Source organism: Streptomyces sp. NBC_00669 (genome assembly GCF_036226785.1).
In the GTDB taxonomy this organism is placed as follows: Bacteria; Actinomycetota; Actinomycetes; order Streptomycetales; family Streptomycetaceae; genus Actinacidiphila.
Genome location: NZ_CP109018.1, coordinates 5,615,319 through 5,639,765, shown reverse-complemented (window position 1 = coordinate 5,639,765; position 24,447 = coordinate 5,615,319). Strand labels below are relative to the sequence as shown.

The window sequence follows — 24,447 nt, the reverse complement described above, 5'->3', positions numbered from 1 at the left end:
ATTCCGCGATGTGGATACGGCCCGCGTTGCGGCACGCCCATCGGCAGGCGGCCGCCGTCCCAGCCGCCCGGCTCACATCGCGGCGCCGCCCTGGGCGGTCGGGTCGGACAGGCTCGCGGGCACACCGCGCCGGTACAGCAGCAAGGTGACCACGAAGCCGACGGCGAAGAACCCGGAGGCCCACCAGTACGCGACCGAGTAGCTGTGCAGCTGCGCCTGGGCGGCGACCGCGGCGGACGGCGGCTTGCCCGCCGCGTACCGGGTCGCGGCGCTGGTGGCCAGGGTGTTGAACAGTGATGTGCCGATGGAGCCGCCGACCTGCTGCGAGGTGTTCACCATCGCCGAGGCCACGCCCGCGTCGCGGGGTTTGACGCCCGCCGTGGCGAGGTTCATACCGGTGGCGAAGATCATGCCCAGGCCCACACCCAGGACGAGCAGCGGGGGCAGCACATGGGCCGCGTAGGTGCTGTTGCGGTCGAGCGCCGTCAGCCACGCCATCGCGCCGGCGGACAGCAGCATGCCGGTCGGGACGATCGGCTTCGCGCCGTAGCGCGGCACGAGGAGGTTCGTCGTGGTCACCGACACGATCATGATGACGGCGACCATCGGCAGGAACGCCAGGCCGGTCTTCACCGGCGAGTACAGCAGCGTCCGTTGCAGGTAGTAGGTCAGGAACAGGAACACGCCGAACATGCCCGCGCCCGAGATGAACATCGCGAGGAACGACGCGCCCCGGTCGCGGTCGCCCACCACGCGCAGCGGCAGCAGCGGTTGGCGTGCGCGCCCCTGCCACCACACGAAGGCGACGAGGAGCACGACCCCGACGAGCAGGAAACCCCAGGTGCTCGGGGCGCTCCACGGGTGGCGTTCGGCGTTCGAGAAGCCGTAGACGATGCAGAACAGACCGCCGGAGACCAGGATCGCGCCGGGAAGGTCGAGGGTGGGGCGGTCGGGCGGGGTCCCCGCGCGCAGCAGGCGCATGCCGCCGATGAAGGCGATGACGGCGAAGATCAGGTTGACGTACAGGCACCAGCGCCAGTTCAGGTACTCGGTGAGCAGGCCGCCGAGGAGCAGGCCGACCGCGCCGCCCGCACCGGCGATGGCGCCGTAGATGCCGAACGCCTTCGCGCGCTCTCCGGGGTCGGTGAACGTCGTCGTCAGCAGCGACAGAGCCGCGGGGGCGAGCAACGCCCCGAACATGCCCTGCAGGGCGCGGGCCACGACCAGCACCTCGAAACTCGGCGCGCCACCGCCGATGGCCGACGCGACCGCGAAACCGACCAGACCGATCAGGAACGTCCTCTTGCGCCCGATCAGGTCGGCGAGCCGGCCGCCCAGCAGCAGCAGGGAGCCGAACGCGAGCGCGTAGGCGGTGACGATCCACTGCCGGTTGCCGTTGCTGAATCCCAGTGCGGTCTGGGCGGAGGGCAGCGCGATGTTCACGATGGTCGCGTCCAGGACGACCATCAACTGGGCGAGGGCGACGACGCCCAGCACCCACCAGCGGTGGTTCGGGGAGTCGACGACGCTCGGACGCCGGGGCCGTTTCGTGCCGCCGCCCACGTCCGAGCCCGCAGAGGTTCCCTGGGTGCCACGGGCCATGAGGTGCTCTCCTTAGCGCGAGTGGCGCACCCCCCGAGGTCGGTCCCACGCTAGGCGCAGGTCGGAGGGGCTGCCACGTGGGAGCGCCACCGCGCCCACGTCTGCAGGGCCGGTCCTCCGACTCGTGGTCCGGGGACCGGCCCTTGCGCGCGGCTCGCGTCAGGTGGGCGGCGGCGCGGGTGCGGTGAGGGGCAGGGCGGATTCGGGGGGCCGCCCGCGCCCGGGCCCCGTCCCGGGCGTGGGGGCAGATCCTCCGTCCCCGGATTCGCCGCCTGGTGCTGGTGCGGGGAACCGGAGATCACCCGCGACCGCCATCGGGCGACCGTCCCGGGAGGCGATGACGGTCACGGAGCGGTCGGCCGCGCGGTGGTCGGCGGGGCGCGCGAGCGGGTTGCGGGCCGGCGGCACGGCGGGCGAGCGGCCTGCGGCGCGGGCCGACAGGGCCGGTCCTGTCACGGCCCTGTGTGCCCTGAGCAGCAGACGAACGTCCACCGGCGTGCCCTTCGTGTGACCGACCGCCGCGCGACCCGTGCTTCACCGGGTGTGCGGCACCGACAAAACGATCTTTATCCGAGGGCTCCGTGCGGCTAACGCCGTGTCACCCGGATGGCGCGGCCCGATGAGCACATCGGCGCACGGCGGTGTACGGCGCTCCCGGGTTGCCATGTGCCGGTCCGATGGTCCGCCGATCAGCAGATCCGCGTGATCGACGGTCACCCGTACGTGAACGACTGCGGCTGTTCACGTACGCACTAACACCGCGCGCGGTACGTGCGCCGAGGCCGTTTTCTGGGGTCGGGGGGACGGAGTGCCCGAGCGTTCGGCGAGGTGGCGAGGGGAGGGTGCGGATGGCCGGCGACGCGGACGGCACGCACTCCGAAGGCGCGAGCCAGGCACCGCTCGGCGCCGGGGAGCGGGCGGAACTCGACGCCCTGCGGGCCGGCCTCCCCGCGCGCCACAGGCTGCGGTCGGCGCTGTCGGCCGTCCTGATCGTCCTGGCCGCGCTGCTGGCGCCGCTGAGCGCGGTCGCCGTGTGGGTGGCGGACGACATGGCGAACACCGACCGCTACGTGCGTACGGTCGCGCCGCTGGCGTCGAAACCCGAAGTCCAGGCGGCGGTGGCCACCACCGTCACCGATGCGGTCATGCAGCGGATCGACATCGACACCCTGCTGTCGCAGGTGGCGCCGGACAAGCGGCCCGGCGTCAAAGCGGCGCTGGGCGCGTTGGGTGGTCCGATCACCGAAGGCATCAGGGACCTCGTGCACCAGACGGTCGCCTCCTTCGTGGCGAGCGACGCCTTCAAGACCTTGTGGACGCAGCTCAACCGCCGCACGCACGCCGCTTTCATCGGCGCGCTCACCGGGAACAGCGACAGCGCGGTGCGGATCAACGGTGACGCGGTGACGCTCGACCTGGCGCCGGTCGTCGAGCAGGTCAAGCAGCGGCTGGTGGATCGCGGGCTGACGGTGGCGTCGCGCATTCCGCGGGTGCACACGGACTTCACGCTGCTGGAGTCGGATGACGTCAAACGGGCCAGGACGGGGTTCCGGGTGCTGCAACTGGCCGGGAACTGGCTGCCCGTGGTCACCGTGCTGCTGGCCGGCGGCGGGGTGCTGCTGGCGGCACGCCGGCGGCGGGCGCTGGTAACCGCGGCGCTGGCGATCGCCGCGGGGGCGGCGGTGCTGGGGATCGGCCTGACGGTGTTCCGGATCGTCTACCTGGACCACCTTCCGACGGACGTCGACGAGCGGGCGGCGGGCGTGGTCTACGACCAGATCGTGCACTTCCTGCGGGAGACGGTGCGCACGGTCATCGTGTTGGGGGTGGTCGTGGCCCTCGGCGCGTGGCTGAGCGGCGCCGGGCGGTGGGCGGCGCGGGTCAGGTCGGTGTGGGAGTCGGGGCTCGCGGCGGCCAGGGAGGCCACAGGGGTGTCGTTGGGGCCGGTGGGTCCGTGGGTGCACCGGTATCGCCACCTGCTGCACTGGTTGGTGGTCCTGGTGGCGGTGGTCGTCCTTCTCCTGTGGTCGTACCCGACCGGGATGGTCATCTTCTGGATCGCGCTGGCGGCGCTCGCGGCGCTGGCGGTCGTCGAGTTCCTGGACGACCGCCGTCGGGGAAGCGGCCCGAAGGCCAGCGCCCCTTAACGCGCGCCTTCGTGGCCTTCCGACGTCAACCCGCCGCCCGGGAAGTCACCCTTGCGAAGACGCGCGTCATCTTCCGTCCCGCGACGTCACCCTTCCACGGCGAGCGCGGCGAGCTGCTGCGCGAACGGCACCACTTCCATGTCGTCCGCCCGGGCCGGCTCCCGCGGCTCCCCCAGGTGCTCCGTCCCGTCGGCCGGGTGCAGCGGCCGGCCGGGACGGGCACCCAGGAGCGCGGCGAGTTCGGCCGCGGCACGGTCGACGCGGGCGGCCAGCGCGCCGTCGCCGTCCGACGCCCAGTCCTCGGAGGCGGCGTACACCGCGGTGGGTACGACCACTGCCCGCAGGTAGGCGAACAGGGGCCGCATCGCGTGCTCAAGCACCAGGGAGTGCCGGGCGGTTCCGCCGGTCGCCGCGGCCAGCACGGGCAGGCCGGTGAGGGCGTCCTTGTCGATGACGTCGAAGAACGACTTGAACAGTCCGCTGTAGGAGCCGGTGAACACCGGGGTGACGGCGATCAGACCGTCGGCGGAGGTGACGGCTTCGACGGCGTCGCTCAGTGACGGCGAGGGGAAGCCGGTGACCATGTTCTGCGCGATGTCGGTGGCGAGTTCGCGCAGTTCGATCACCTGGACGTCGACGTCGGCGTGCCGCGCGGTGGCGGCCGCCAGGCGGTCGGCGAGCAGCCGGGTCGACGACGGCTTGCCGAGGCCCGCGGTGACCACGACCAGTTGCTTCGTCATGCCCGCACCTCCTGGGTGTCGGCCGGGGCGCCGGCCGGGTCCTGGTCGCGCTGGTCGCGGCGTGCGACCAGCGCGTCGTGGGTGGGGCCGTCCGGAACCTGTGCCGGGCGCCCCTTGGCGAACTCCTTGCGCAGCACGGGAACGACGTGCTCGCCGAGGATGTCGAGCTGTTCGAGGACCGTCTTCAGCGGCAGGCCCGCGTGGTCCATCAGGAAGAGCTGCCGCTGGTAGTCGCCGAACGACTCTCGGAAGGTCAGCGTCTTGTCGATGACCTCCTGCGGCGAACCGACGGTGAGCGGGGTCTGCTCGGTGAACTCCTCGAGGGACGGCCCGTGCCCGTATACGGGCGCGTTGTCGAAGTACGGGCGGAACTCGCGCACCGCGTCCTGCGAGTTCTTCCGCATGAACACCTGACCGCCCAGGCCGACGATCGCCTGCTCGGGCGTGCCGTGTCCGTAGTGGGCGAAGCGGTCGCGGTACAGGCCGATCAGCCGCTTGAAGTGGTCCTTGGGCCAGAAGATGTTGTTCGCGAAGAAACCGTCGCCGTAGTACGCGGCCTGCTCGGCGATCTCCGGGCTGCGGATGGAGCCGTGCCAGACGAACGGGGGCACGCCGTCCAGCGGCCTGGGCGTGGCGGTGAAGGACTGCAGCGGGGTGCGGAAGCGACCGGCCCAGTCCACGGACTCCTCGTGCCACAGCTTGTGCAGCAGTGCGTAGTTCTCGACCGCGAGCGGGATGCCCTGGCGGATGTCCTTGCCGAACCACGGGTAGACCGGGCCGGTGTTGCCCCGCCCCATCATCAGGTCGACGCGGCCGCCGGCGAGGTGCTGGAGCATCGCGAAGTCCTCGGCGATCTTCACCGGGTCGTTGGTCGTGATGAGGGTGGTGGACGTGGACAGGATCAGATGATCAGTCCGCGCGGCGATGTAGCCGAGCATGGTGGTCGGGGAGGACGGCACGAACGGCGGGTTGTGGTGCTCGCCGGTCGCGAAGACGTCCAGCCCGACCTCCTCGGCCTTCGACGCGATCGCGACCATCGCCTTGATCCGGTCGTGCTCGCTCGGCGTACGGCCCGTGGTCGGGTCGGTCGTGACGTCGCCGACCGTGAAGATTCCGAACTGCATCTCTGTCCCACCGTCCCATCTGGTTGATTGTTCAACCACACGAACATTCCACCACAGCGCGCTATTCCCGCAGCCCCCACCCCCACCGACCGGCCCACCGGCCCACCGGCCCACCGGCCCGTTTGCCCGTCGACCGCGCCACCCGGCCACCGCTCCGCGCCTCGGCTCCGGCCGCCCCCTCCACCGCCACCCGCCGCGGCCGACCCCCGCGGTTGTCCACAGCTCCGCGGTTATCCACAGGCCCGCCCTCCCGTGCTTGCGCGGGCCGCCGGAATCGGCGAGACTCGAACCGAACGAATGGTCGGTTGGGAGGCAGCGATGACCGCAGGACCCGCGCGCGCCGCGGACCAGGACGAAGGCCGGGACCAGGACCCCGAGGGCCGGCGGTTCCAGGCCGGCTTCGACGCGACGATCGACAGGGATCAGCGGATCGAGCCGCGCGACTGGATGCCCGAGGGGTATCGCCGCACGCTGGTCCGGCAGATCGCGCAGCACGCGCACTCGGAGATCATCGGCATGCAGCCCGAGGGCGAGTGGATCACGCGGGCGCCGTCGCTGCGGCGCAAGGCGATCCTGTTCGCGAAGGTGCAGGACGAGGCCGGCCACGGGCTGTATCTGTACTCCGCGGCCGAGACCCTCGGCGCTGACCGCGCGGACCTGACCGAGCGGCTGATCTCCGGCCGGCAGAAGTACTCGTCGATCTTCAACTACCCGACCCCCACGTTCGCCGACGTCGGGGTGATCGGCTGGTTCGTGGACGGCGCGGCGATCTGCAACCAGGTGCCGCTGTGCCGCAGTTCGTACGGTCCCTACGCGCGGTCGATGGTGCGGATCTGCAAGGAGGAGTCCTTCCACCAGCGCCAGGGCTACGAGCTGCTGCTGACGATGATGCGCGGGACGCAGGCGCAGCGCGCCATGGTGCAGGACGCGGTGGACCGCTGGTGGTGGCCTTCGCTGATGATGTTCGGGCCGCCCGACGGCGACTCGCCCAACTCGGCCGCCTCCATGGCGTGGAAGATCAAGCGGCACAGCAACGACGAGCTGCGCCAGCGGTTCGTCGACATGACCGTCCCGCAGGCGGAGAAGCTCGGCGTCACCCTGCCCGACCCGCAGTTGCGGTGGAACGAGGAGCGCGGGCGGCACGACTTCGGCACGCCCGACTGGTCGGAGTTGCAGCGGGTGATAGCCGGCGACGGACCGTGCAACACCGAGCGGATCGAGCGGCGCGCGGCCGCGCATGAGGAAGGCGCCTGGGTACGCGAGGCGGCCGCCGCCCATGCGGCGAAGCAGGCCGAGCGGGCCGAGCGGGCGGCCGCGGGGACGACACGGGAAGGGGCGGCGGCATGAGCGGCACGGACAACGGCAACGGCGTCGGCGACGGCTCCGGCGGGCCCGGCGAAGCCGCCGGTGCGGCGCCCGCCGGCAAGGGCGACTGGCCGCTGTACGAGGTGTTCGTGCGGGGCAAGCGCGGGCTGAACCACGTCCACGTCGGATCGCTGCACGCCGCCGACGACAGGATGGCGCTCACGCACGCCCGTGACCTCTACACCCGTCGCAACGAAGGGGTGTCGATCTGGGTGGTCCGTTCCTCGCACATCGCCGCGTCCACCCCCGACGAGAAGGACCCGTTCTTCGCGCCGAGCGCCGACAAGGTCTACCGCCACCCGACGTTCTACGACATCCCCGACGACGTCCCCCACATCTGAAGCGCACCCGAAAGGAGGCAGACCGCATGGACCGCACCGAGACGGCCGACGACGACCACGTCTACCTCTCCCTGACCGAGGAGCACGGCGACACGGACACCCGCTGGGCGTTCGGCACCGGCTTCGCCGACCCGCTGCACGGCGTCGACACCACGCTGCCCGACGGCGTGGACGCGGCCGAACTCGCCGCGGTCTGCCTCGCCCTGGGCGACGACGCGCTGGTCGCCGCCCAGCGCCTCGCCGAGTGGTGCACCAGGGCTCCGGAGCTGGAGGAGGAGGTCGCGCTCGCGAACATCGGCCTCGACCTGCTCGGCCAGGCCCGGATGCTGTACGCGCGCTGCGGCCAGGTCGACGGCACCGACCGCGGCGAGGACGCGTACGCCTACTTCCGCGATCCCGGCGACTTCCGCAACGTGGCCCTCGCCGAACTGCCCAACGGGGACTTCGCGTTCACCGTCGCCCGGCTGCTGGTCCTGGCGACCTGGCGGCTCGCGCTGCTCGGCCGTCTCGCCGCCGGCCCCGACCCGGTGCTCGCCGCGATCGCGGCCAAGGCGGTGCCCGAGCTGACCTACCACCGGCAGTACGCCGCCGACTGGGTGGTGCGGCTCGGCGACGGCACCGAGGAGTCGCACCGCCGGATGCGCGCCGCCCTGGAGGGCCTCGCGCCGTACGTCGAGGAAGTCCTCACCGCGACCGGCACCGCCGTCCGAGGCGCCCCGGCCGGCCCGGCCGCCGATGCCGACGCCGTACAGATCTCCGGGCCCGTACGCGAGGAGACGCTGGGCGTACTGCGGCAGGTGCTGGTGGCTGCCGGGCTCGACCTGCCCGAGCGGCCCGCGGCTCCCTACCGGGGCCGGCACGGCGAGCACACCGAACATCTGGCCCCGCTGCTGGAGGAGTTGCAGAGCGTGGCCCGCGCCCACCCGGAGGCGACATGGTGACCGCACCCACCCGGCTCGACGAGCAGCGGGCCCGCCGGATCGCGGCGGAGGTCCCCGACCCCGAGCTGCCGATGCTCACCCTCGCCGATCTCGGGGTGCTGCGCGAGGTGCGCACCACGCCGGACGGCACGGTGGTCGCCAGCCTCACACCGACGTACTCGGGCTGCCCCGCACTGGCGGAGATGCGGGCCGACGTGGCGGCGCGGCTGCACGCGGCCGGGTTCGCGCATGTCGAGATCCGCACGGTGCTCGACCCGCCGTGGAGCACCGACCGGATCAGCCCCGAAGGCCGCCGCAAGCTGCGCGAGCACGGCATCGCGCCCCCCGGCCCGGCGCCGCGCAGGGCCGCAGGGCCGGTGCCGCTGGTCCTCGGCGCCACCCGGCAGGCCGTCCCCTGTCCGCGCTGCGGCAGCACCGACACCGAGCAGACGTCGCGCTTCTCGGCGACCGCCTGCCGCTCGCTGTGGCGCTGCCGCGGCTGCCTGGAACCCTTCGAGCACGTCAAGGAGTTGTGATGGCCCCCACCACCACGACCGGCACGGCCGCCGCCGACACGGCGGGCGGGACCGTACGCGCGCGGCGGCGTCCCGCGTTCCACTCCCTGCGGGTGATCGAGGTGCGGCCGCTGTGCGAGGACGCAGTGACCGTCGGGTTCGACGTACCCGCCGAGCTGGCCGAGGAGTTCGCCCACCGGCCCGGGCAGTCGCTGACCCTGCGGCGGATGGTGGACGGGCGCGACGAGCGCCGCTCCTACTCGATCTGCTCGCCCGCGGGCGAGGCGCCCCGTATAGGGGTACGCGTCGTGCCCGACGGGCTGTTCTCCTCGTGGCTGGTGAACGACCTGCGCCCTGGCGACAGGGTGGAGGTGATGGCGCCCAGCGGGGCATTCACCCCCGACCTCGGCGCTCCGGGGCATCATGTGCTCATCGCCGCCGGCTCGGGCATCACCCCGATGCTGTCCATCGCCGAGTCCGTGCTCGCCGCCGACGCCGTCTCGCAGGTCACCCTCTTCTACGGCAACCGCCGCAGCGACACGGTGATGTTCGCCGACGAGCTGGCCGACCTGAAGGACGTGCACCCGGCACGGTTCCAGATAGGGCACGTGCTGTCGCGCGAGCCGCGCGAGGCGGAGCTGCTGTCCGGGCGCCTGGACGCGGACCGGCTCGCCGCGCTCATCGACGGCCTGGTCGACGTGCCGAGCGTCGACCACTGGTGGCTGTGCGGCCCGCACGGCATGGTCACCGACGCCCGGGACCTGCTCGCGCGGCTGCGCATACCCGACGAGCGCGTCCACCAGGAGCTGTTCTTCGCCGACGACGAGCCGATCACGCCCCTGCGCCACGCGGACGACACCGTCGAGGGCCCGGTCAGCCAGGTCACCCTCATCCTCGACGGCCGCACCACGACCACCGCCCTGCCCACCGGCACGACGCTGCTCGACGGCGCCCAACGCACCCGCCCCGATCTCCCCTTCGCCTGCAAGGGCGGTGTCTGCGGCACCTGCCGCGCCAAGATCACCGAGGGCCGGGCCGACATGCGCCGCAACTTCGCCCTCGAACCCGCCGAGGTCGACGCCGGCTACGTGCTGACCTGCCAGTCCTTCCCCGCGTCCGACACGCTCACCGTCGACTACGACGCCTGATCCGCGGGAGCGAGCCGCCTCTGCCGTACGGGCCCGCCCCCGCCGTACGACAGGCCCCGCCCCGGCGCGGCCGGCTGCCCGCGCGGTCCCGTACCACGAGGCGCACCGCGAGGTCCGTACGGCTCCGCGGCGACCCGCCGGCAACCGGTACAGTGTCACCGCACCACTTCGGTGGTGCGCACATCCCCGCCCCAGTAGCTCAGGGGATAGAGCACGGCTCTCCTAAAGCCGGTGTCGCAGGTTCGAATCCTGCCTGGGGCACAACATCAGGCCTGTCCTGACCTGCGTCTTCGTCGGCCCGACGGTCGATTGCCCGGTCTTGGGCCCACGCAGTCGGCGGCGGCCGGCGCCGCCTCCCGGGCGGCGGTGGCCGACGGAGGGCTGGAGCACGTCCGGGAGTTCCGCGCGGTCCCCCGGGCATACGCGATCACCCGAGAGCGGTGGAATTCCTCAAGTCCGGTGCCATGCGGGCCTGTTCGGCGGCTGCGCACCCGGCGGCGGGGCCCGGCGCGGGGTGCGCGGGCGGGCTTGGGGTGCTGCAACGCGGTTTCGGTGGCGGCGAGTTGCTCGTCACACAGGGTCGCCCGGTTGCCCTGGTGACGTCCCGCCGCCCCGGCTGTTGTGGGGGGCCTGGCGCTGGAGCTCGGCCACACGATGGAGGGCGGTCTTGAAGGCGGCGTACTCCTGCGCGCCCAGTGCCGTCGCGTGGCGCTCCTCGATGGCGCGCATGATGGAGGCGGCCGCCTCCATCTGGAGCAGGCCGCGCTCGGTGGGGTAGATCAGCTTGGCACGGCGGTCCGCGGGATCGGGTTTGCGTTCGACGTAGCCCATGCGTTCGAGGTCGTCGATGAGGGTGCCGATGACCTGCTTGTGCTGCCCGGAGGCGCGGGCGAGTTCGCTGGCGCGGATGCCGTCGGCACGCAGGTGGGCGAGGACGGCGCCGGTGCGGGGGTGGATGTCGTCGAAACCCTGCCCGGCGAGCGTGGTGAACAGCTCGCGCTGAACGGACGTGAGGACCCGGGCGGCGAGCACGCCGAGGTCCGGCTCGGGGGCCGGGTTTCCTGACAACGTCTCTCCCGTCCTGGCGCTCGTCCGCCACCGTGGTGTGTGACCAGCGATTCTAGCGATGTCCGCCCCCGGTGGGCCGGGCATCGCCCCGGATTCCGGGCGGCCCTTCCCCAGCATTGCTTGCACCCCAGGGGGCCGAGGCATAGCATCAAAGTAGTCACCAAGTTTGACTATCAAATTTGGTGACCAATGCGGAGCACGGCCCAACCCTGAAGGAGCGGATGATGAGCGAGCGCAGCAGGTTCCAGGAGTCGATCACCAGGGAGAACGCCGCCGTCGTGCTGGTGGACCACCAGGTGGGCCTTCTGTCCGGCGTCCGGGACATCCCGGTCGGCGAGCTGAAGCACAACGTGGTGGCACTGGCCCGGGCGGCGACCGTGCTGGACATCCCGCTGGTCGTCACCACCACCGCGGCGGACAGCATGTGGGGGCCGACCACTCCCGAACTGGTCGAAGCCCTGCCCGCCGGGCAGAAGATCATCGACCGCAGCACGGTCAACGCCTGGCACGACGACCGGGTCCGCGAGGCCGTCGAGGCCACCGGCCGGCAGAAGTTGATCATCGCCGGAGTGTCGCTGGAGGTGTGCGCGGCACTGCCCGCGATCTCCGCGACGGCCGCCGGGTACGACGCGTACGTCACCGTGGACGCCTCCGGCACCTTCAGCCGGACCAAGCGGGAGGCCGGACTGCTGCGGATGCAGCAGGCGGGCGTCATGGTCAGCGACTACGCCACTCTCATGGTCGAAGCCCTGGCCGACAACGCCGCCCCCGAGTCCGGCGCCCTCTATGCCGCCCTCGACATGCCGTTCGCCGTCCTGGTCGGCCAGATCTCCGCCGCCTACCAGGCGTAGGGCCCACAGACCGCCGCCCGCCCGCACACCGGCCGACACGCTCCCGACGCGCACCGGCGCGGGAGGCGCGGCGACCCGAGGGCAAGCACGATCAGCCACCCGCTCGGGTGCCCCGGCGGCTGCCGCCGGTCCGCGCTGCCGGGGTTTCCCCCCTCCACCAGGAAGGTCGGACATGAGTCTCAGGTCATACGGCAGATACGGCAGGATCATCTCGGTGGGCGCCGCAGCCACGGCGGTCCTCGCGGGGGTGCTGGGCACCCCGGGAGCGACCGCGGCCTCCGCCCACACCCCGGCCCGTGCGGCCTCGGCGGCCTCGGGGGTCGCCGCTCCGGCCAAGGCCATGGCGCTGGGCCCGCAGTACAGCGCCGTCCACGTCTACGTGCAGCCGGGACAACTGGAAGCCTTCGCCAAGAGCTGGGTGGGGACGTTCGGCGGCAGCTACGTCAAACCGTTCACCACGCAGCTCACCCCCACACCGAGCTCTGCCCTGGCCACCCAGGTCTTCTCGCCCGTGGCCCTGCTGTCGGTGTTCGACTTCACCACTCCCGTGCCCTACCCCTTCGGCCAGGAACGCACCGGGTGGGGCGTCACCGACACCGCCGCGGCAACCCGGCAGGCCCAGGCGGCCGGAGCCAGTTCCCTGGTCGCGACCTTCGCCGACCCGATCGGCCACGACAGCGTCATCCAGTTCCCCGGCGGCATCGACACGCAGCTCTGGCACGAGACCACGCTGTCGCCCGACCCCTTCCCGGCTCTGACGACGGTGCCCGACAACCGGGTCTACGTTCCCCGGGACACACTCCCCGACTTCCTCAAGTCGTACCTGGCCTTCACCAAGGGCCGCGTCGTCCTGGACGACCCGCACGCGGACGGCGCCCAGATCGGCGCGCCGGGCACCACCTACCACCGCATCGCCATCACCTCGGCGTACGGCGACACGGTCGTCATCTCGACCAAGGACGGCTACTTCAACCACCCCTTCGGGGACGAGGTCAGCGGCATCGACGTGCCGGACCTGACCGCCACCCTGGCCAAGGCCCGGGCCCACGGCGCCACCGTCCTGTGGGGCCCGTACACCGGTCGGGGCGGACACAGCGCCGTAGTCCGCTTCCCCGGAGGCTTCGTCACCGAAATCCACGACGGCGCCCTGCGCTGACCAGCCGGACCTCGACAGGACGGAAACAGATGACCGAGCAGGCGCCGACGCGCTACCAACCCCTCGACGAGGACTGGCACACCGCCCTGGCGATCGTCGCCCACCCGGACGACATGGAGTACGGCGCGGCCTCGGCCGTGGCCCGCTGGACGGCGCAGGGCAAGACCGTCGTCTACGTGATGGTCACCAGCGGCGAGGCCGGCATCGCCTCCCTCGATCCTGCCGAGTGCGGCCCCCTTCGGGAGGCCGAGCAGATCGCGTCCGCGGCGCTGGTGGGCGTCGACGTGGTGGAGTTCCTCGGCCACCCGGACGGCGTGGTCGAGTACGGGCTGCCGCTGCGCCGCGACATCGCCCGCTGCGTGCGCCGGCATCGGCCCGAGGTCGTGGTCACCACGAACTTCCGGGACACCTACGGGGGGTCGTTTCCCAACCAGGCCGACCACATCGCCGTCGGCCGGGCGGTGCTCGACGGTGTCAGGGACGCGGGCAACGGCTGGGTGTTCCGGGAACTCGCCGACGAGGGCCATCCGTCCTGGAACGGCGTTCGCATGGTCCTCGCGGCGGGCTCGCCGGAGGCAGCGCACGCGGTCGACACCACCGGCCACTTCGCGAGCGGTGTCGCCTCGCTCAAGGCGCACCGGGCCTACCTTGCCGGGTTGGGCGGGGACATGGCCGACGCCGAGGGTTTCCTGGAGTCGTCCGGGCGGACGGCTGGGAGCCGGCTGGGTGTGACCTACGCGTCGGCGTTCGAGGTCCTTCGGCTGAGCTGACGACGGGGCGACCGCGGGCGACGCAGCGCTCAGGTCCGCTCGGCCGGCGGTGCCGGGCCCGCGTGGGCCGTCATCCGGCCAGGATTTCCACCCGAGTTGGCGGTGGGGCCCGATCCCGGCTCGATGATCTGCCGGACGGGCAGGGGAAGTAGCCGCTCAGGGTGCGGGGAGCGACCTCGACGGACGGCCCGGCCCCACGTCCAGGGCGGCCCGCAGCCGTAACCGGCAACCGGCAACCCGGCAACCCGGCAACCGGCAACCGGCAACCGGCAACCACCGTGTGACGTGATGCGCGGCCCTGACCACCCGCAGTAGGGCCCAAGTCCCCGACAGCGCCGACGGTCGAAGCTCCGGTCTCCGCCCCCCTGCGGCCGGAGCTTCCGCTTCCCCGGCCGGCAGCGGGAGCGGCGTCGCGCGACAACAGCCTTGTGACGCACGGCTCTTCCGCGATTCTCGACGCGCGTTGCGCCGTTCGGGCGAAGCCCCGGCGGGCCCAGCGGCGCTTCCGACCGGTCATCGCCATCCTGATCCCCGTGGCCATTTCGGCCCAGGCGAAGGAGCGTTGAGGTGACCGATCGGGCTGCCGCGGATGTGGCAGAGCAGGACGACTCGTACGAGGACGAAGTACCCGTCCGCCCCAAACGGGCCGGTTCCGCGGTGGTGTCGTGGCTGAGCACCACCGACCACAAGACGATCGGCAGTCTGTATCTGGTGACGTCGTTCGCGTTCTTCCTGATCGGCGGCGTCATGGCGCTGCTGATGCGGGCGGAGTTGGCGCGTCCGGGGAACCAGTTCCTGTCCAACGAGCAGTACAACCAGGCGTTCACGATGCACGGCACCGTGATGCTGCTGATGTTCGCGACGCCGCTGTTCGCGGGCTTCACCAACTGGATCATGCCGCTGCAGATCGGCGCGCCCGATGTCGCTTTCCCGCGGCTGAACATGCTCGCCTACTGGCTCTATCTCTTCGGCTCACTGATCGCGGTGGGTGGATTCCTCACCCCGCAGGGCGCGGCCGACTTCGGCTGGTTCGCGTATTCGCCGCTGTCCAACGCGGTGAACTCGCCCGGTATCGGCGCCGACATGTGGATCATGGGTCTGGCGCTGTCCGGATTCGGCACGATCGTGGGTGCGGTCAACTTCATCACCACGATCATCTGCATGCGCGCCCCCGGCATGACGATGTTCCGGATGCCGATCTTCTGCTGGAACGTGCTGCTGACCGCGGTGCTCGTGCTGCTCGCCTTCCCGGTGCTGGCCGCCGCGCTGCTGTGCCTGGAGGCCGACCGGAAGTTCGGGGCGCACGTCTTCGACGCGGCCAACGGGGGCGCGATCCTGTGGCAGCACCTGTTCTGGTTCTTCGGCCATCCCGAGGTGTACATCATCGCGTTGCCATTCTTCGGGATCGTCTCCGAGATCATCCCGGTGTTCGCCCGCAAGCCGATGTTCGGCTACATCGGCCTGGTCGCCGCGACGATCTCGATCGCCGCCCTTTCGGTGACGGTGTGGGCGCACCACATGTACGTCACCGGGGCCGTGTTGCTGCCGTTCTTCTCGTTCATGACCTTCCTGATCGCGGTGCCGACCGGGGTGAAGTTCTTCAACTGGGTCGGCACCATGTGGAAGGGCTCGCTGAGTTTCGAGACGCCGATGCTGTGGTCCATCGGCTTCCTGATCACGTTTCTCTTCGGCGGGCTGACCGGTGTCATCCTCGCCGCGCCGCCGCTGGACTTCCACGTCTCGGACTCGTACTTCGTGGTCGCGCACTTCCACTACGTGGTCTTCGGCACCGTGGTGTTCGCGATGTTCGCCGGATTCCACTTCTGGTGGCCGAAGATGACCGGCAAGATGCTCGACGAGCGGCTCGGGAAGATCACCTTCTGGACGCTGTTCGTCGGCTTCCACGGGACCTTCCTGGTCCAGCACTGGCTGGGCGTCATCGGAATGCCGCGCCGCTACCCGGACTACCTCGCGGCCGACGGCTTCACCACGCTGAACACGGTCTCCACGATCAGCTCGTTCCTGCTCGGCCTGTCGATGCTGCCGTTCCTCTACAACATCTGGAAGACCGCGAAGTACGGCAAGAAGGTCGAGGTCGACGACCCCTGGGGATACGGCCGTTCCATGGAGTGGGCGACCTCCTGCCCGCCGCCGCGGCACAACTTCCTCACCCTGCCCCGGATTCGCTCCGAGTCCCCGGCGTTCGACCTGCACCACCCGGAGATCGCTGCCGCCGACGACGAGGCCAACCGCCCCCACACGTCGACATCCGCCGCCTCCGGCGACAGCCGCGGATAACCCGCGCCGACCACCGAAGGCACGCCCATGCAGCCGGACAAGAACGACGACCACGGGCTGTGGCGGATCGAGGGGTACCTCATGGGCCACGCGGAGGTGGAGCGGGCCCGTAGCCAGGCCCGCTCCTTCACCGACCAGTTGCCCTGGCTCACCACCGCCCAGCGCGAGGAGGTCGAGCGGGTCTACGTCGTCGAGCGCACCGCCGCCGCGCACGCGATGTTCCAGCGGATCTGCGAACGCGCCGCCGAACTCCGGGCCGAGTACACGGAACGCTACCTGCGGCTCAAAGCGCGCTGCGTGGCGGTGACGGCCACCGGCACGTTCCTGCTCGCCGGAGTCGGCACGCTCGCGCTCCGGCTGAGGTGACAACCACCTTGCTGGGCCGGTCCGTTCGGGCAGCCAGGGGATCGAGGGTTCGAGGGTTCCGACACGGGGGTGGCCCGGCGACCGGGTGGTGGGTCCGGTCGCCGGGCGGGGGGTGTGCGGGGTGTTCAGCCGCTTCCCTTGTGGTTCACCCGTTGGGGTTCATCCCTTTGTCGTTCACGGGCGGAAGATGGGCTGCTTCTCGCGGCGGAGGGAGTTCATGACGTTGTCGCCGACTTTGAGGTGGTGCTGGACGAGTTCGCGGGGGGTCAGCGCCATCCACTGGACGAGGCTGATGTCCTCGAAGCGGGGCGCGCGGAACATCTCGAGCATCTTCAGGGGGGTGTCGCCGGTGTTCTCGATGTAGTGGCCCATGGCGAAGGGGACGTAGCCGACGTCGCCGGACTGGAAGTCGTAGGTGCGGTTGTGGCCGGAGTTGGCGAAGACGCCCATGCGGCCCTGGCCGGAGATGTAGTACTGCCATTCGTCGTTGTTGGGGTGCCAGTGCAGTTCGCGGATGGCGCCGGGGTCGATCTCGACGAGTGCGGCGGCGGTGGTGGTGGAGGCGGCGAAGTTGGTGGAGTCGACGACGCGGACGGTGCCGCCGCTGGTGCGGGTGGGGGTCTGGGCGTCGAGGTTGTGCTTGAAGCTGCGGGGGACGTCGCCGGTGGGGCTGATGATGCGGTCGGATTCCAGCGGGGGCGGGACGGCGCCGTTGAACATGTAGAGCTCGGAGGTGGGGATGGCGTCGAAGTCCTCTTCGGCGACGCCGAAGTTCTTGGCGAGGACGGAGCGGGGGGTGTGGTTGAACCAGTCGGTGACCTGGAAGGTGTTGTTCTCGGAGAACTGCCCGTCGTTGAAGACGAGGAGGAACTCGACGCCGTCGTCGAGGGCTTGGATGTGGTGCGGGATGCCCTGGGGGAAGAACCACAGTTCGCCGGCGGAGACGTCTTCGAGGAAGGCGTGGCCTTCCTGGTCGACGGCGCTGATGCGGCAGCTGCCTTCCAGGACGTAGGCCCATTCGGATTGCAGGTGCCAGTGGAGTTCCCGGATGCCGCCGGGCTTGAGGCGCATGTTGACGCCGGCGAGGGTGGTGGCGATGGGCAGCTCGCGTTGGGTGACCTCGCGGGCCCACCCGCCGGCGTCCAGGCGCATGTGGGCTTGGCCGAAGGGGTACTTCAGGCTGGGCATGGTGCCGGCGTCGGTTTCCGGGGGGACCAGGACGTCCGGGTTCTGCAGGTCCACCAGGGTGTTGCGGGGGCCGGGGTCGGTGGCGCCCTGACCGTCACGGATGGGCTGCGGCGTGCTGCGCCGGGTGGTCTGGGTCATGACGGAAGTCCTTTCAGGCAGTTCAAGCAGTTCAAGCAGTTCAGGCGGTTCAAGCAGTTCAGGCGGTTCAGGCGGTTCAGGCGGTTCAGGCGGTTCAGGCGGTGGACGGTCCACGGGTGGGTTGACGGGGTGGGCTCGGACCCACGTCCGGCCCTCATCGACGCGGCTCCGCGCCCGGGCGGCCGGGCGCGGCCAGCGGGCGCCGGCCACGGAGGAACAGGCGGGCGGCGACGCGTAGGACCAGGAAGGCGGCCACGACCGCTCCTCGGGCCAGCACGTGCTGCGTTGCCGCCAGCACGACGGCGGACAGCAGGATCGCGTCGTAGATCCAGCGCGAAACGAGGGGGCGGCGGAATCGGCCGGAGGAGCCGAAGAGGCTGAAGTGGCCGAAGTGGCCGAAGTGGCCGGATCGACCCGACGGAACGCGTTCCGCATACCGGCAGGACGACCGGGAGGACGCGGAGTGGTGGGCGAACACGGTTTCCCCTCTCGTCGCGTGTGCCGTCCCCCGGCACCGGAGTACCGGGGCACTACGAAGAGCCTGGGACGATCGGATCACCGACGCGTCACCGCGCCGTCACCTGCGCCAGGGCCGCCGGGTTGGTGCGGGAGCCTTCATCGTCGCCGCGGCGCCCCGTGGCGGCCGCTGGGCCCGCGGGGTGCGGCCGACTGCTGCCGCGGCCAGGCAGGAGAGCGCGCCGAGGCCGACGCCGACGCGCGGGTCGAGCCCCTGGGAGACGGCGCCGATGATCGGGGCGCCGATCGGGGTACTGCCGACGAGCGCGATCGACCACAGGGCCATCACCCGCCCCCGGTAACGGGAGTTGGAGGCGAGCTGGACGGTGGCGTTGCCGGTGGACAGGAAGAAGATGGTGGCCACGCCCACCAGGAAGCAGGCACCGAACGCCGCGGCCAGCGTCGGGGCGACGGCGAGCAGCCCCATCGCCGTGGCGTAGCCGATCGCGATCCGCCGCAGGCGCGGCACACCGGTCCGCTCCTGGCCCAGGGCGTAGATCCCGCCGGCCACGGCGCCGAGGCCGAACGAGCCGAGCAGCCACCCGTAGGCGTCGTCGCCGGCGCCGAAGGTGTCGTGCGCCAGCAACGGGAAGCTGACCTCGAACTCGAAGGCGAACGTCCCGACAAGCGCCATCATGACCACCGGCCGGATGATGTCCGGCACCCCTGCCGCGTAGCGCCACCCGGCCCGCAACTGCCCGCGCCCCCGCGGAACGGGCACCGCCGGGTGCAACTTCCCGGTGTCCAGGGCGAGGAGCGACGCGATCACGGCGAGGAAGCTGGCGGCGTTGATGACGAAGCACCAGCCGATCCCGGCCGAGCCGACCAGCAGCGCGGCGATCGTCGGACCGATCACCCGGGCCACGTTGACGAGGGTGGAGTTGAGGGTGACGGCGTTGCGGACCAGGGCGGGGCCCACGACCTCGGAGACGAACGCCTGCCGGGCCGGGTTGTCGAGGGCGCTGAAGGTGCCGAAGGCAACGCCGAGCACGAACACCTGCCACAGCGCGACCCGGTCGGTGAGGACGGCCACGCCGAGCAGCAGGGAGACCGCACCGAGCCCGAACTGCGTGACCAGCAGCACCCGCCGCTTGGAGAACCGGTCCACCAGCAGCCCGGCATAGGGCGACAGCAGCAGCACCGGGGCGTAACGGGTGGCCGTGGTCAATCCGAGCAGCGCCCCGGAGTGCGTCAGGTGCAGGACCAGCAGGCCCTGGGCCACCGTCTCGACCCAGGTACCGATCAGCGACAGTGACTGGCCGCTCACGTAGCGTCGGAAGTTGCGGACGGTCAGCGCGGCCCCGAGCTGGTGCAGCCTGTTCGACGTCTTGGAGGTAGCCGGCATCGGTGTGGTCGCTTTCAGACCGGAATCCCACAGGTCCCGAGGGCGCCGCCATCACGCGGCCCACCCCGTTCCCCGGGTGGCACGCGGCCCGCCCGGCCAGCAAAGCACACCCGCGCGGCAACCTCATGCGGACAGCCCGCGCGCCCCGCCTGTTCCGCACCCGGAAGGGCGTTCCGGCCGTTCCCGCTGCTCATGGACGCCGGCCAGCGTTGGACAGGCCCGGCCGCCGGCCGCAAGCTGGATTCCTGTGATCATTTCCGCCGACCTGTGAACATTTCCGCCGAGAAGCCGAGAAGCCGATAAGCCGAGAAGAGGTCTTCATGTCCGACGTTCCTCTCGCCGAGCCGGAGAAATCGGCAGCGGCCACCACGCCCGACGGGAAGGCGCTGCTCATCCTCGCGGCGGATCACAGGAACAGCCTGGAACGGGACCTCTACCAGCTCAGCGGGCCCCCCGAACCGGCTCAGGCGGCCCGGATCAGCGCCGACAAGCTCCTGATCTACCAGGCCCTGCTGGACGCCGCGGGCAAACTCCCGGCCGGCCCGCAGCCCGGAATCCTCATCGACGAGCAGTACGGCGCGGCGGTCATCGAACTCGCGGGCCGCTCGGGCGGCGCGATCAACCTGTCCGTGCCGATCGAGGCCAGCGGGAGCGACTGGTTCGAGTTCGCTTACGGCGACCAGTGGCGGCGGCACGCGGAGTTCTTCCCCGCCGACCACGCGAAGGTCCTGGTCCGCGACAATCCGGGGTTCGACCCGGGCCGCCGCGCCCAGCAGGCCGCCGACCTGGCCCAGGTCTCCTCCTGGGCCGAGGACGCCGGCCGGCCGCTGATCCTGGAACTGCTCGTCCCGGCGAGCGACTCCGACCGGCAGGCCCTGGGCGAGGACACCGACCGGTACGACGCCGAGGTCCGCCCCGGCCTCACGGTCGCCGTCATCGAGTACCTGCAGGACCACGGCGTGCAGCCGGCGATCTGGAAGATCGAAGGACTCGAACGCCACGAGGACACCGAGGCCGTGCTGGCCGCCGCCCGCCGAGGCGGCCGCAGCGCCGAGTGCATCGTGCTCGGCCGGCACGCACCGCACGACCGGCTCGATCACTGGCTGAAGGTCGCGGCACCCGTCGCCGGGTTCGTCGGGTTCGCGATCGGCCGCAGCATCTGGTGGGACCCGCTGCACGCGCACCTGCGCCACCGCTCCACCGCCCGTGAGGCCCGCCGGCGGATCGCCGCCAACTACCTCGACTTCGCCCGCTACTACCTGATGGCACGCGACGGCGAACTGCCCGGCGCCAGCAGCCCGTTCTGGTGACAGCGGGCGGCCGACGACCGGCCGGCGCGGAGATCGAACGGCGGGCCGGAGTCCGCCGAACGCGGTGACCCCGGCGTACTCCTCGCGCCGCTCGAAGCCGCGCCGCTCGAAGCCGCGCCGCTCGCTCGCAGGCACCGCCACGACCGGGCGCGTTGCCCGAAAGACGGCGGTTTACGGATTATGCTGCGGAATGCGGCTGTATGGACGAGTCGTAGGGACGAGTGGCCGCGGCACACCACTGTGCGGCACGGCCGTCCGCGCTTCGGGCGAACGGCCCCGAGCGCACGACGACATGACGACGGCAGGGCGGAGCGCGGGGCGAGGGCAGGGCGAAGGTCGGCACCGAGGGATGAGGGCGTGGACAGCACCACAGCGGGGCCGGTGACGGAAGGTCCCGAGCCGCCCTTCCCGGACGGCGACCCGCCCCCACCCGATGTCCGGTCCATGATCCGGGTCAACCTGCGCCCGATGGCGACGCCGTTGCCGCTGGGGTACTTCACCGTCGCCATCGACTCGACCATCGTGTCCACGTACCAGGCCGGCCTTCTTCCGAAGAACGCCGAAGCCGCGGTCGCGCTCGTCCTGCTGCCCGCCTTCGTCCTCCAGATCATCGTCGGGGTCCTCGCCGTGTTCTGCCGTGACGCGACCGCCGCCACGGCCATGACGAGTTTCGCGGCGAACTGGCTGGTGGAGACCCTGCTGTACTTCGTGCATCCCCCCGAGGCGCAGAAGGTGCTCGGCATCTTCCTGGTGACGTTCTCCGTGTTCGTCCTCCTCGTGATGCTGACGGCGTTGTCCAAACGGGCCCTCGCCGCGGTGCTGGTGGTGGCCGTGCCCAGGTTCTCCGTGTCGGGGGTGGCCGACATCACCGGCAACGTCGACGCCGCCCATGCCGGGGCGGCCCTCGGCTTCATCCTCGCCGCGGTCTCGATGTACGCGGCATGGGCCCTGCTCCTGGAGGAGACCCGCGGACGCGCGATCCTGCCCATCGGGCGGCGCGGCACCGCACTTGCCATCCAGGGCGATCTCGCCAGCCAGTTGAAGAACATCGAGCGGCAGCCAGGAGTCCGCCGGACCCTGTGACCGGCTTCGCCGAGCGGCGGGCGGACCGGGCACTCGACGGCGTGCGTCCGGCCCGGCCCGGCGGCCGCGCGGTCAGGACCCCGCGGTACGGCGGCGCAGGACGCGCAGCGCGGCCCAGGTCAGCACGGCCGCCACCGCGAGCACGACCGCGCTCTGGGCGATCTGGTAGGGCCAGTAGTCGCCCGGCTTCAGGGAGTCGACGAGGAAGGTGTCCTGCGGGAGCACGTCGTAGAACTGCAGGCCGAGCACACCGCCGGCGTGCCATCCGCTGACCCGCGACCAGGCCGGGAAGTCGATCAGCAGTGCCACCCGCGAGCGCACCAGCAGGGCGGTCAGCAGCCAGGTCAGCGCGGGTGCGGCGATCAGCGCGGGCACGGTGCGGCGCAGCACGGTTCCGGTCAGGGCGCCGGCGGCGACTCCGAGCAGCACGTAGGCGACGGTGACCGGGCCGATGGTGAAGTAGGCGGTGTGCCGGTCGATTCCGTGGGTCAGCAGGTCGAGGTGGACGGCGTGCACGGTGCTGTGCCGGTACAGCACCACCAGCGGCAGGACCAGGACCAGGACCACCGCGGCCAGCCCGGCCCAGCGGGCGGCGAACCAGCGCCGCGCGGAGACGGACTGCGCGAGGGTGAGAGCGACCCGGCGGGACTGCCACTCGCGGCCGGTGACCACACCGGTGAGCGCCGCGGCGTACAGGGCCGGCTGGAAGGCGAGGCGCGCGCCGTCCTGGAGCAGTTGGGCGGTCCGGACGTGCGCGTCGCCCGGGTGCCGTCCGAAGTCGTACTCCTGCTTGCCGATGCGTGCGCGCAGGTCCACGGCGTGGGACCAGCCGAAGTAGTGGAACACCAGGTAGGCGCCGATGCGCAGCGCGACCAGCAGGAGCAGGGCGGCCACGGGCCACATCTGGCGCGAGACGATCCGGGTGAGCGGCCACCGCTCCCCACGGGGGCGGGACTTGGTCGACGTCACGGTCTCGGTGGCGGCGCTCACGCGGCGGACTCCTCGGGGTGGGGCTGCTGGGCGAGTACGAGGTCGGGGGCGTCCGGGGCGGCGAGGTGGGCCAGCACCAGTTCCTCCAGCGTGGGCTGCCGGACCTGCCAGTCGGCGGGGATCGCGGCTCCCGGGCGGATCAGCGCGCTGGTGCCGCGGCCGGCCGGGCGGGACTCGACGACGGTGTGGCCGGCGAGCCGATCGGCGCCCCCGGAGTAGGTGACCATCGCGTGGGACGCGGTGAGGTCGTCGATGTCGCCGCAGAGGCGGGCCCGGCCGCCGTCGAGCAGCAGCAGGTGGTCGCAGGTGTCGGCGAGGTCGGAGATGATGTGCGAGGACATCACCACGGTGCTGCCCGTCTCGGCGGCGTGGGCCAGCAGCAGGCCCATCAGCTCACGGCGGGAGAGCACGTCCACCTCCGCCATCGGCTCGTCCAGCAGCAGCAGGTCGGCGCGCTTGCCGAGGGCGACGGCCAGCGCGATCCGGGCGCGCGCGCCGCCGGACAGGTCCCGTATCCGCTCGTCGCGGTCGTGGCGCGCCAGGTCGGCGACCCGCTCGGCCAGCTCGCGGTCCCAGTTGGCGCTGTTGGCGAGCGCGCCGAAGCGCAGGGTGTCCGCGGCGGTGAGCCGGGGGAACAGCGGCCGGTCCTGGGCCAGGTAGGAGACCCGCGGATGGCCGGCCCTGGGCGGCTTCCCGAAGATCTCGACGGTGCCGGCGCCGGGCTGCTCGAACCCGGCCGCGATCTCCAGCAGGGTCGACTTGCCCGCACCGTTGGGTCCGACGAGGGCGCAGACGGCGCCGGCCGGGATGCTGAAGGTGCAACCGCCGAGCGCGTCCGGGCCTCTGCGCCGATATCTCTTGGTGACGCCGCGCGCGGTGAGCGCCGGGTCAGCGCTGCTGGTGGGGAACAAGGCCGGAATCCTTCGGTGGATGGAGATCGTCGAGTACGGCGGCGAACAGCGCGGCGAGGTCGTCGCGTTCCAGTCCGGCCGCGTGGGCACGTGCGGCCACCTCGGCGAGTTCGGCCCGCCAGGGTGAGTCGGCGCCGGAGGAGCCGAGGGTGCCCACCACGAACGTCCCGTGCCTGCGTCGGGTTTCGACCAGGCCCTGGGACTCGAGTGCGCGGTACGCCTTGAGCACGGTGTTGGGGTTCAGCGCGGTCGCCTCGACCACCGCGCGGGCGGTGGGCAGGCGGTCGCCCGGCTCCAGAAGGCCCAACCGCAGGGCCTGCTGGACCTGCTGGACGATCTGCAGGTAGCTGGCGACCCCGCTCTGCCGGTCGATCCGGAAGGCGAACATCGCCACCGCACCCCTCATTCCACTAATCAAGTAGTGGAATCATGCACGGGCTTTCCGTGCACGTCAAACGGCACCTCACGGGTGCGCGAGCGCGGTGGTGGGGCGATGGCGGGGCGATGGCGGGGCAGCGGTGGTCGGTGGCGCGGGCGTCGGCCGGACGGTGGCGC

The 24,447-nt window shown here is 71.6% G+C and carries 23 protein-coding genes and 1 tRNA gene; 14 read left to right on the top strand and 10 right to left on the bottom strand.

Annotated features, from left to right (window positions below; all coding sequences use genetic code 11):
- Positions 1-72: 72 nt before the first annotated feature.
- On the bottom strand, positions 73-1,602 hold the full coding sequence (locus tag OG896_RS23640; protein WP_329368428.1) for an MFS transporter: 1,530 nt from the start codon (positions 1,600-1,602) through the stop codon (positions 73-75).
- A gap of 848 nt (positions 1,603-2,450) precedes the next feature.
- Here OG896_RS23640 and OG896_RS23635 point away from each other — a divergent pair.
- A complete protein-coding gene (locus OG896_RS23635; protein WP_329368426.1) occupies positions 2,451-3,749 on the top strand; it encodes a hypothetical protein in 1,299 nt (432 codons plus the stop codon).
- 86 nt (positions 3,750-3,835) lie between these two features.
- Here OG896_RS23635 and OG896_RS23630 read toward each other — a convergent pair whose 3' ends face one another.
- Complete coding sequence (locus OG896_RS23630) at positions 3,836-4,489, bottom strand: FMN reductase (protein ID WP_329368424.1); 654 nt, start codon at positions 4,487-4,489, stop codon at positions 3,836-3,838.
- Positions 4,486-5,613: an LLM class flavin-dependent oxidoreductase gene (locus OG896_RS23625; RefSeq protein ID WP_329368422.1), complete on the bottom strand. Its 1,128-nt coding sequence runs from the start codon at positions 5,611-5,613 to the stop codon at positions 4,486-4,488. The genes OG896_RS23630 and OG896_RS23625 overlap by 4 nt, the downstream gene beginning before the upstream one ends.
- Before the next feature lie 318 nt (positions 5,614-5,931).
- On the opposite strand from OG896_RS23625, the gene paaA reads away from it, so the two are divergent.
- From paaA to OG896_RS23595, 6 genes are all read left to right on the top strand, one after another.
- Positions 5,932-6,960, top strand: a complete 1,029-nt coding sequence (paaA, locus tag OG896_RS23620; protein WP_329368420.1) for a 1,2-phenylacetyl-CoA epoxidase subunit PaaA — start codon at positions 5,932-5,934, stop codon at positions 6,958-6,960.
- Between the two features lie 92 nt (positions 6,961-7,052).
- Positions 7,053-7,319 carry a 1,2-phenylacetyl-CoA epoxidase subunit PaaB gene (paaB, locus tag OG896_RS23615; RefSeq protein ID WP_328474171.1) on the top strand — a complete coding sequence of 89 codons (267 nt, stop codon included), beginning with the start codon at positions 7,053-7,055 and terminating at the stop codon, positions 7,317-7,319.
- A 26-nt stretch (positions 7,320-7,345) separates the two neighbouring features.
- Positions 7,346-8,260 (top strand): 1,2-phenylacetyl-CoA epoxidase subunit PaaC, encoded by a 915-nt coding sequence (gene paaC, locus OG896_RS23610; protein WP_329368418.1) that lies wholly within the window; start codon positions 7,346-7,348, stop codon positions 8,258-8,260.
- The gene (gene paaD / locus OG896_RS23605) at positions 8,254-8,775 is read left to right on the top strand and encodes a 1,2-phenylacetyl-CoA epoxidase subunit PaaD (protein ID WP_329368415.1); all 522 of its coding nucleotides are present in this window, start codon (positions 8,254-8,256) and stop codon (positions 8,773-8,775) included. The genes paaC and paaD overlap by 7 nt, the downstream gene beginning before the upstream one ends.
- Positions 8,775-9,902, top strand: coding sequence for a 1,2-phenylacetyl-CoA epoxidase subunit PaaE (gene paaE / locus OG896_RS23600; RefSeq protein ID WP_329368413.1), 1,128 nt, complete (start codon positions 8,775-8,777; stop codon positions 9,900-9,902). Before paaD ends, paaE begins: the two co-directional genes overlap by 1 nt.
- Before the next feature lie 188 nt (positions 9,903-10,090).
- Positions 10,091-10,163 (top strand) — tRNA-Arg (locus tag OG896_RS23595).
- Positions 10,164-10,472: 309 nt separating this feature from the next.
- Here the strand turns inward: OG896_RS23595 and OG896_RS23590 are convergent.
- Positions 10,473-10,970 carry a MarR family winged helix-turn-helix transcriptional regulator gene (locus tag OG896_RS23590; protein ID WP_329368411.1) on the bottom strand — a complete coding sequence of 166 codons (498 nt, stop codon included), beginning with the start codon at positions 10,968-10,970 and terminating at the stop codon, positions 10,473-10,475.
- 224 nt (positions 10,971-11,194) lie between these two features.
- On the opposite strand from OG896_RS23590, the gene OG896_RS23585 reads away from it, so the two are divergent.
- From OG896_RS23585 to OG896_RS23565, 5 genes are all read left to right on the top strand, one after another.
- A complete protein-coding gene (locus OG896_RS23585) occupies positions 11,195-11,821 on the top strand; it encodes an isochorismatase family protein (protein WP_329368410.1) in 627 nt (208 codons plus the stop codon).
- A 172-nt stretch (positions 11,822-11,993) separates the two neighbouring features.
- Positions 11,994-12,977, top strand: a complete 984-nt coding sequence (locus tag OG896_RS23580) for a VOC family protein (RefSeq protein WP_329368408.1) — start codon at positions 11,994-11,996, stop codon at positions 12,975-12,977.
- Between the two features lie 29 nt (positions 12,978-13,006).
- Positions 13,007-13,747 carry a PIG-L deacetylase family protein gene (locus OG896_RS23575; RefSeq protein ID WP_329368406.1) on the top strand — a complete coding sequence of 247 codons (741 nt, stop codon included), beginning with the start codon at positions 13,007-13,009 and terminating at the stop codon, positions 13,745-13,747.
- Between the two features lie 567 nt (positions 13,748-14,314).
- Positions 14,315-16,045, top strand: a complete 1,731-nt coding sequence (ctaD, locus tag OG896_RS23570) for an aa3-type cytochrome oxidase subunit I (protein WP_329368404.1) — start codon at positions 14,315-14,317, stop codon at positions 16,043-16,045.
- A gap of 27 nt (positions 16,046-16,072) precedes the next feature.
- Entirely contained in the window at positions 16,073-16,411 is a 339-nt protein-coding gene (locus OG896_RS23565; RefSeq protein ID WP_329368403.1) for a hypothetical protein, read from the top strand.
- A 174-nt stretch (positions 16,412-16,585) separates the two neighbouring features.
- On the opposite strand, the gene OG896_RS23560 is transcribed toward OG896_RS23565, so the two are convergent.
- The 3 genes from OG896_RS23560 to OG896_RS23550 form a co-directional block, all read right to left on the bottom strand.
- Positions 16,586-17,737 carry an oxalate decarboxylase family bicupin gene (locus OG896_RS23560; protein ID WP_329368401.1) on the bottom strand — a complete coding sequence of 384 codons (1,152 nt, stop codon included), beginning with the start codon at positions 17,735-17,737 and terminating at the stop codon, positions 16,586-16,588.
- A gap of 154 nt (positions 17,738-17,891) precedes the next feature.
- A complete protein-coding gene (locus OG896_RS23555; RefSeq protein ID WP_329368399.1) occupies positions 17,892-18,215 on the bottom strand; it encodes a hypothetical protein in 324 nt (107 codons plus the stop codon).
- A gap of 99 nt (positions 18,216-18,314) precedes the next feature.
- Positions 18,315-19,598, bottom strand: a complete 1,284-nt coding sequence (locus OG896_RS23550) for an MFS transporter (protein ID WP_329368397.1) — start codon at positions 19,596-19,598, stop codon at positions 18,315-18,317.
- Positions 19,599-19,918: 320 nt separating this feature from the next.
- On the opposite strand from OG896_RS23550, the gene OG896_RS23545 reads away from it, so the two are divergent.
- Both OG896_RS23545 and OG896_RS23540 read left to right on the top strand, forming a co-directional pair.
- Entirely contained in the window at positions 19,919-20,908 is a 990-nt protein-coding gene (locus OG896_RS23545; protein ID WP_329368395.1) for a 2-deoxy-5-keto-D-gluconate 6-phosphate aldolase domain-containing protein, read from the top strand.
- A gap of 357 nt (positions 20,909-21,265) precedes the next feature.
- Positions 21,266-21,991 (top strand): GPR1/FUN34/YaaH family transporter, encoded by a 726-nt coding sequence (locus OG896_RS23540; protein WP_329368394.1) that lies wholly within the window; start codon positions 21,266-21,268, stop codon positions 21,989-21,991.
- A gap of 72 nt (positions 21,992-22,063) precedes the next feature.
- On the opposite strand, the gene OG896_RS23535 is transcribed toward OG896_RS23540, so the two are convergent.
- Genes OG896_RS23535 through OG896_RS23525 form a run of 3 tightly spaced genes read right to left on the bottom strand, consistent with a single transcriptional unit; the run spans position 22,064 to position 24,280 of the window.
- Entirely contained in the window at positions 22,064-22,981 is a 918-nt protein-coding gene (locus OG896_RS23535) for a hypothetical protein (RefSeq protein ID WP_329368392.1), read from the bottom strand.
- Positions 22,978-23,892, bottom strand: coding sequence for an ABC transporter ATP-binding protein (locus tag OG896_RS23530; RefSeq protein WP_329368390.1), 915 nt, complete (start codon positions 23,890-23,892; stop codon positions 22,978-22,980). The genes OG896_RS23535 and OG896_RS23530 overlap by 4 nt, the downstream gene beginning before the upstream one ends.
- The gene (locus tag OG896_RS23525) at positions 23,870-24,280 is read right to left on the bottom strand and encodes a GntR family transcriptional regulator (protein ID WP_329374223.1); all 411 of its coding nucleotides are present in this window, start codon (positions 24,278-24,280) and stop codon (positions 23,870-23,872) included. Before OG896_RS23525 ends, OG896_RS23530 begins: the two co-directional genes overlap by 23 nt.
- Between the last annotated feature and the right edge of the window lie 167 nt (positions 24,281-24,447).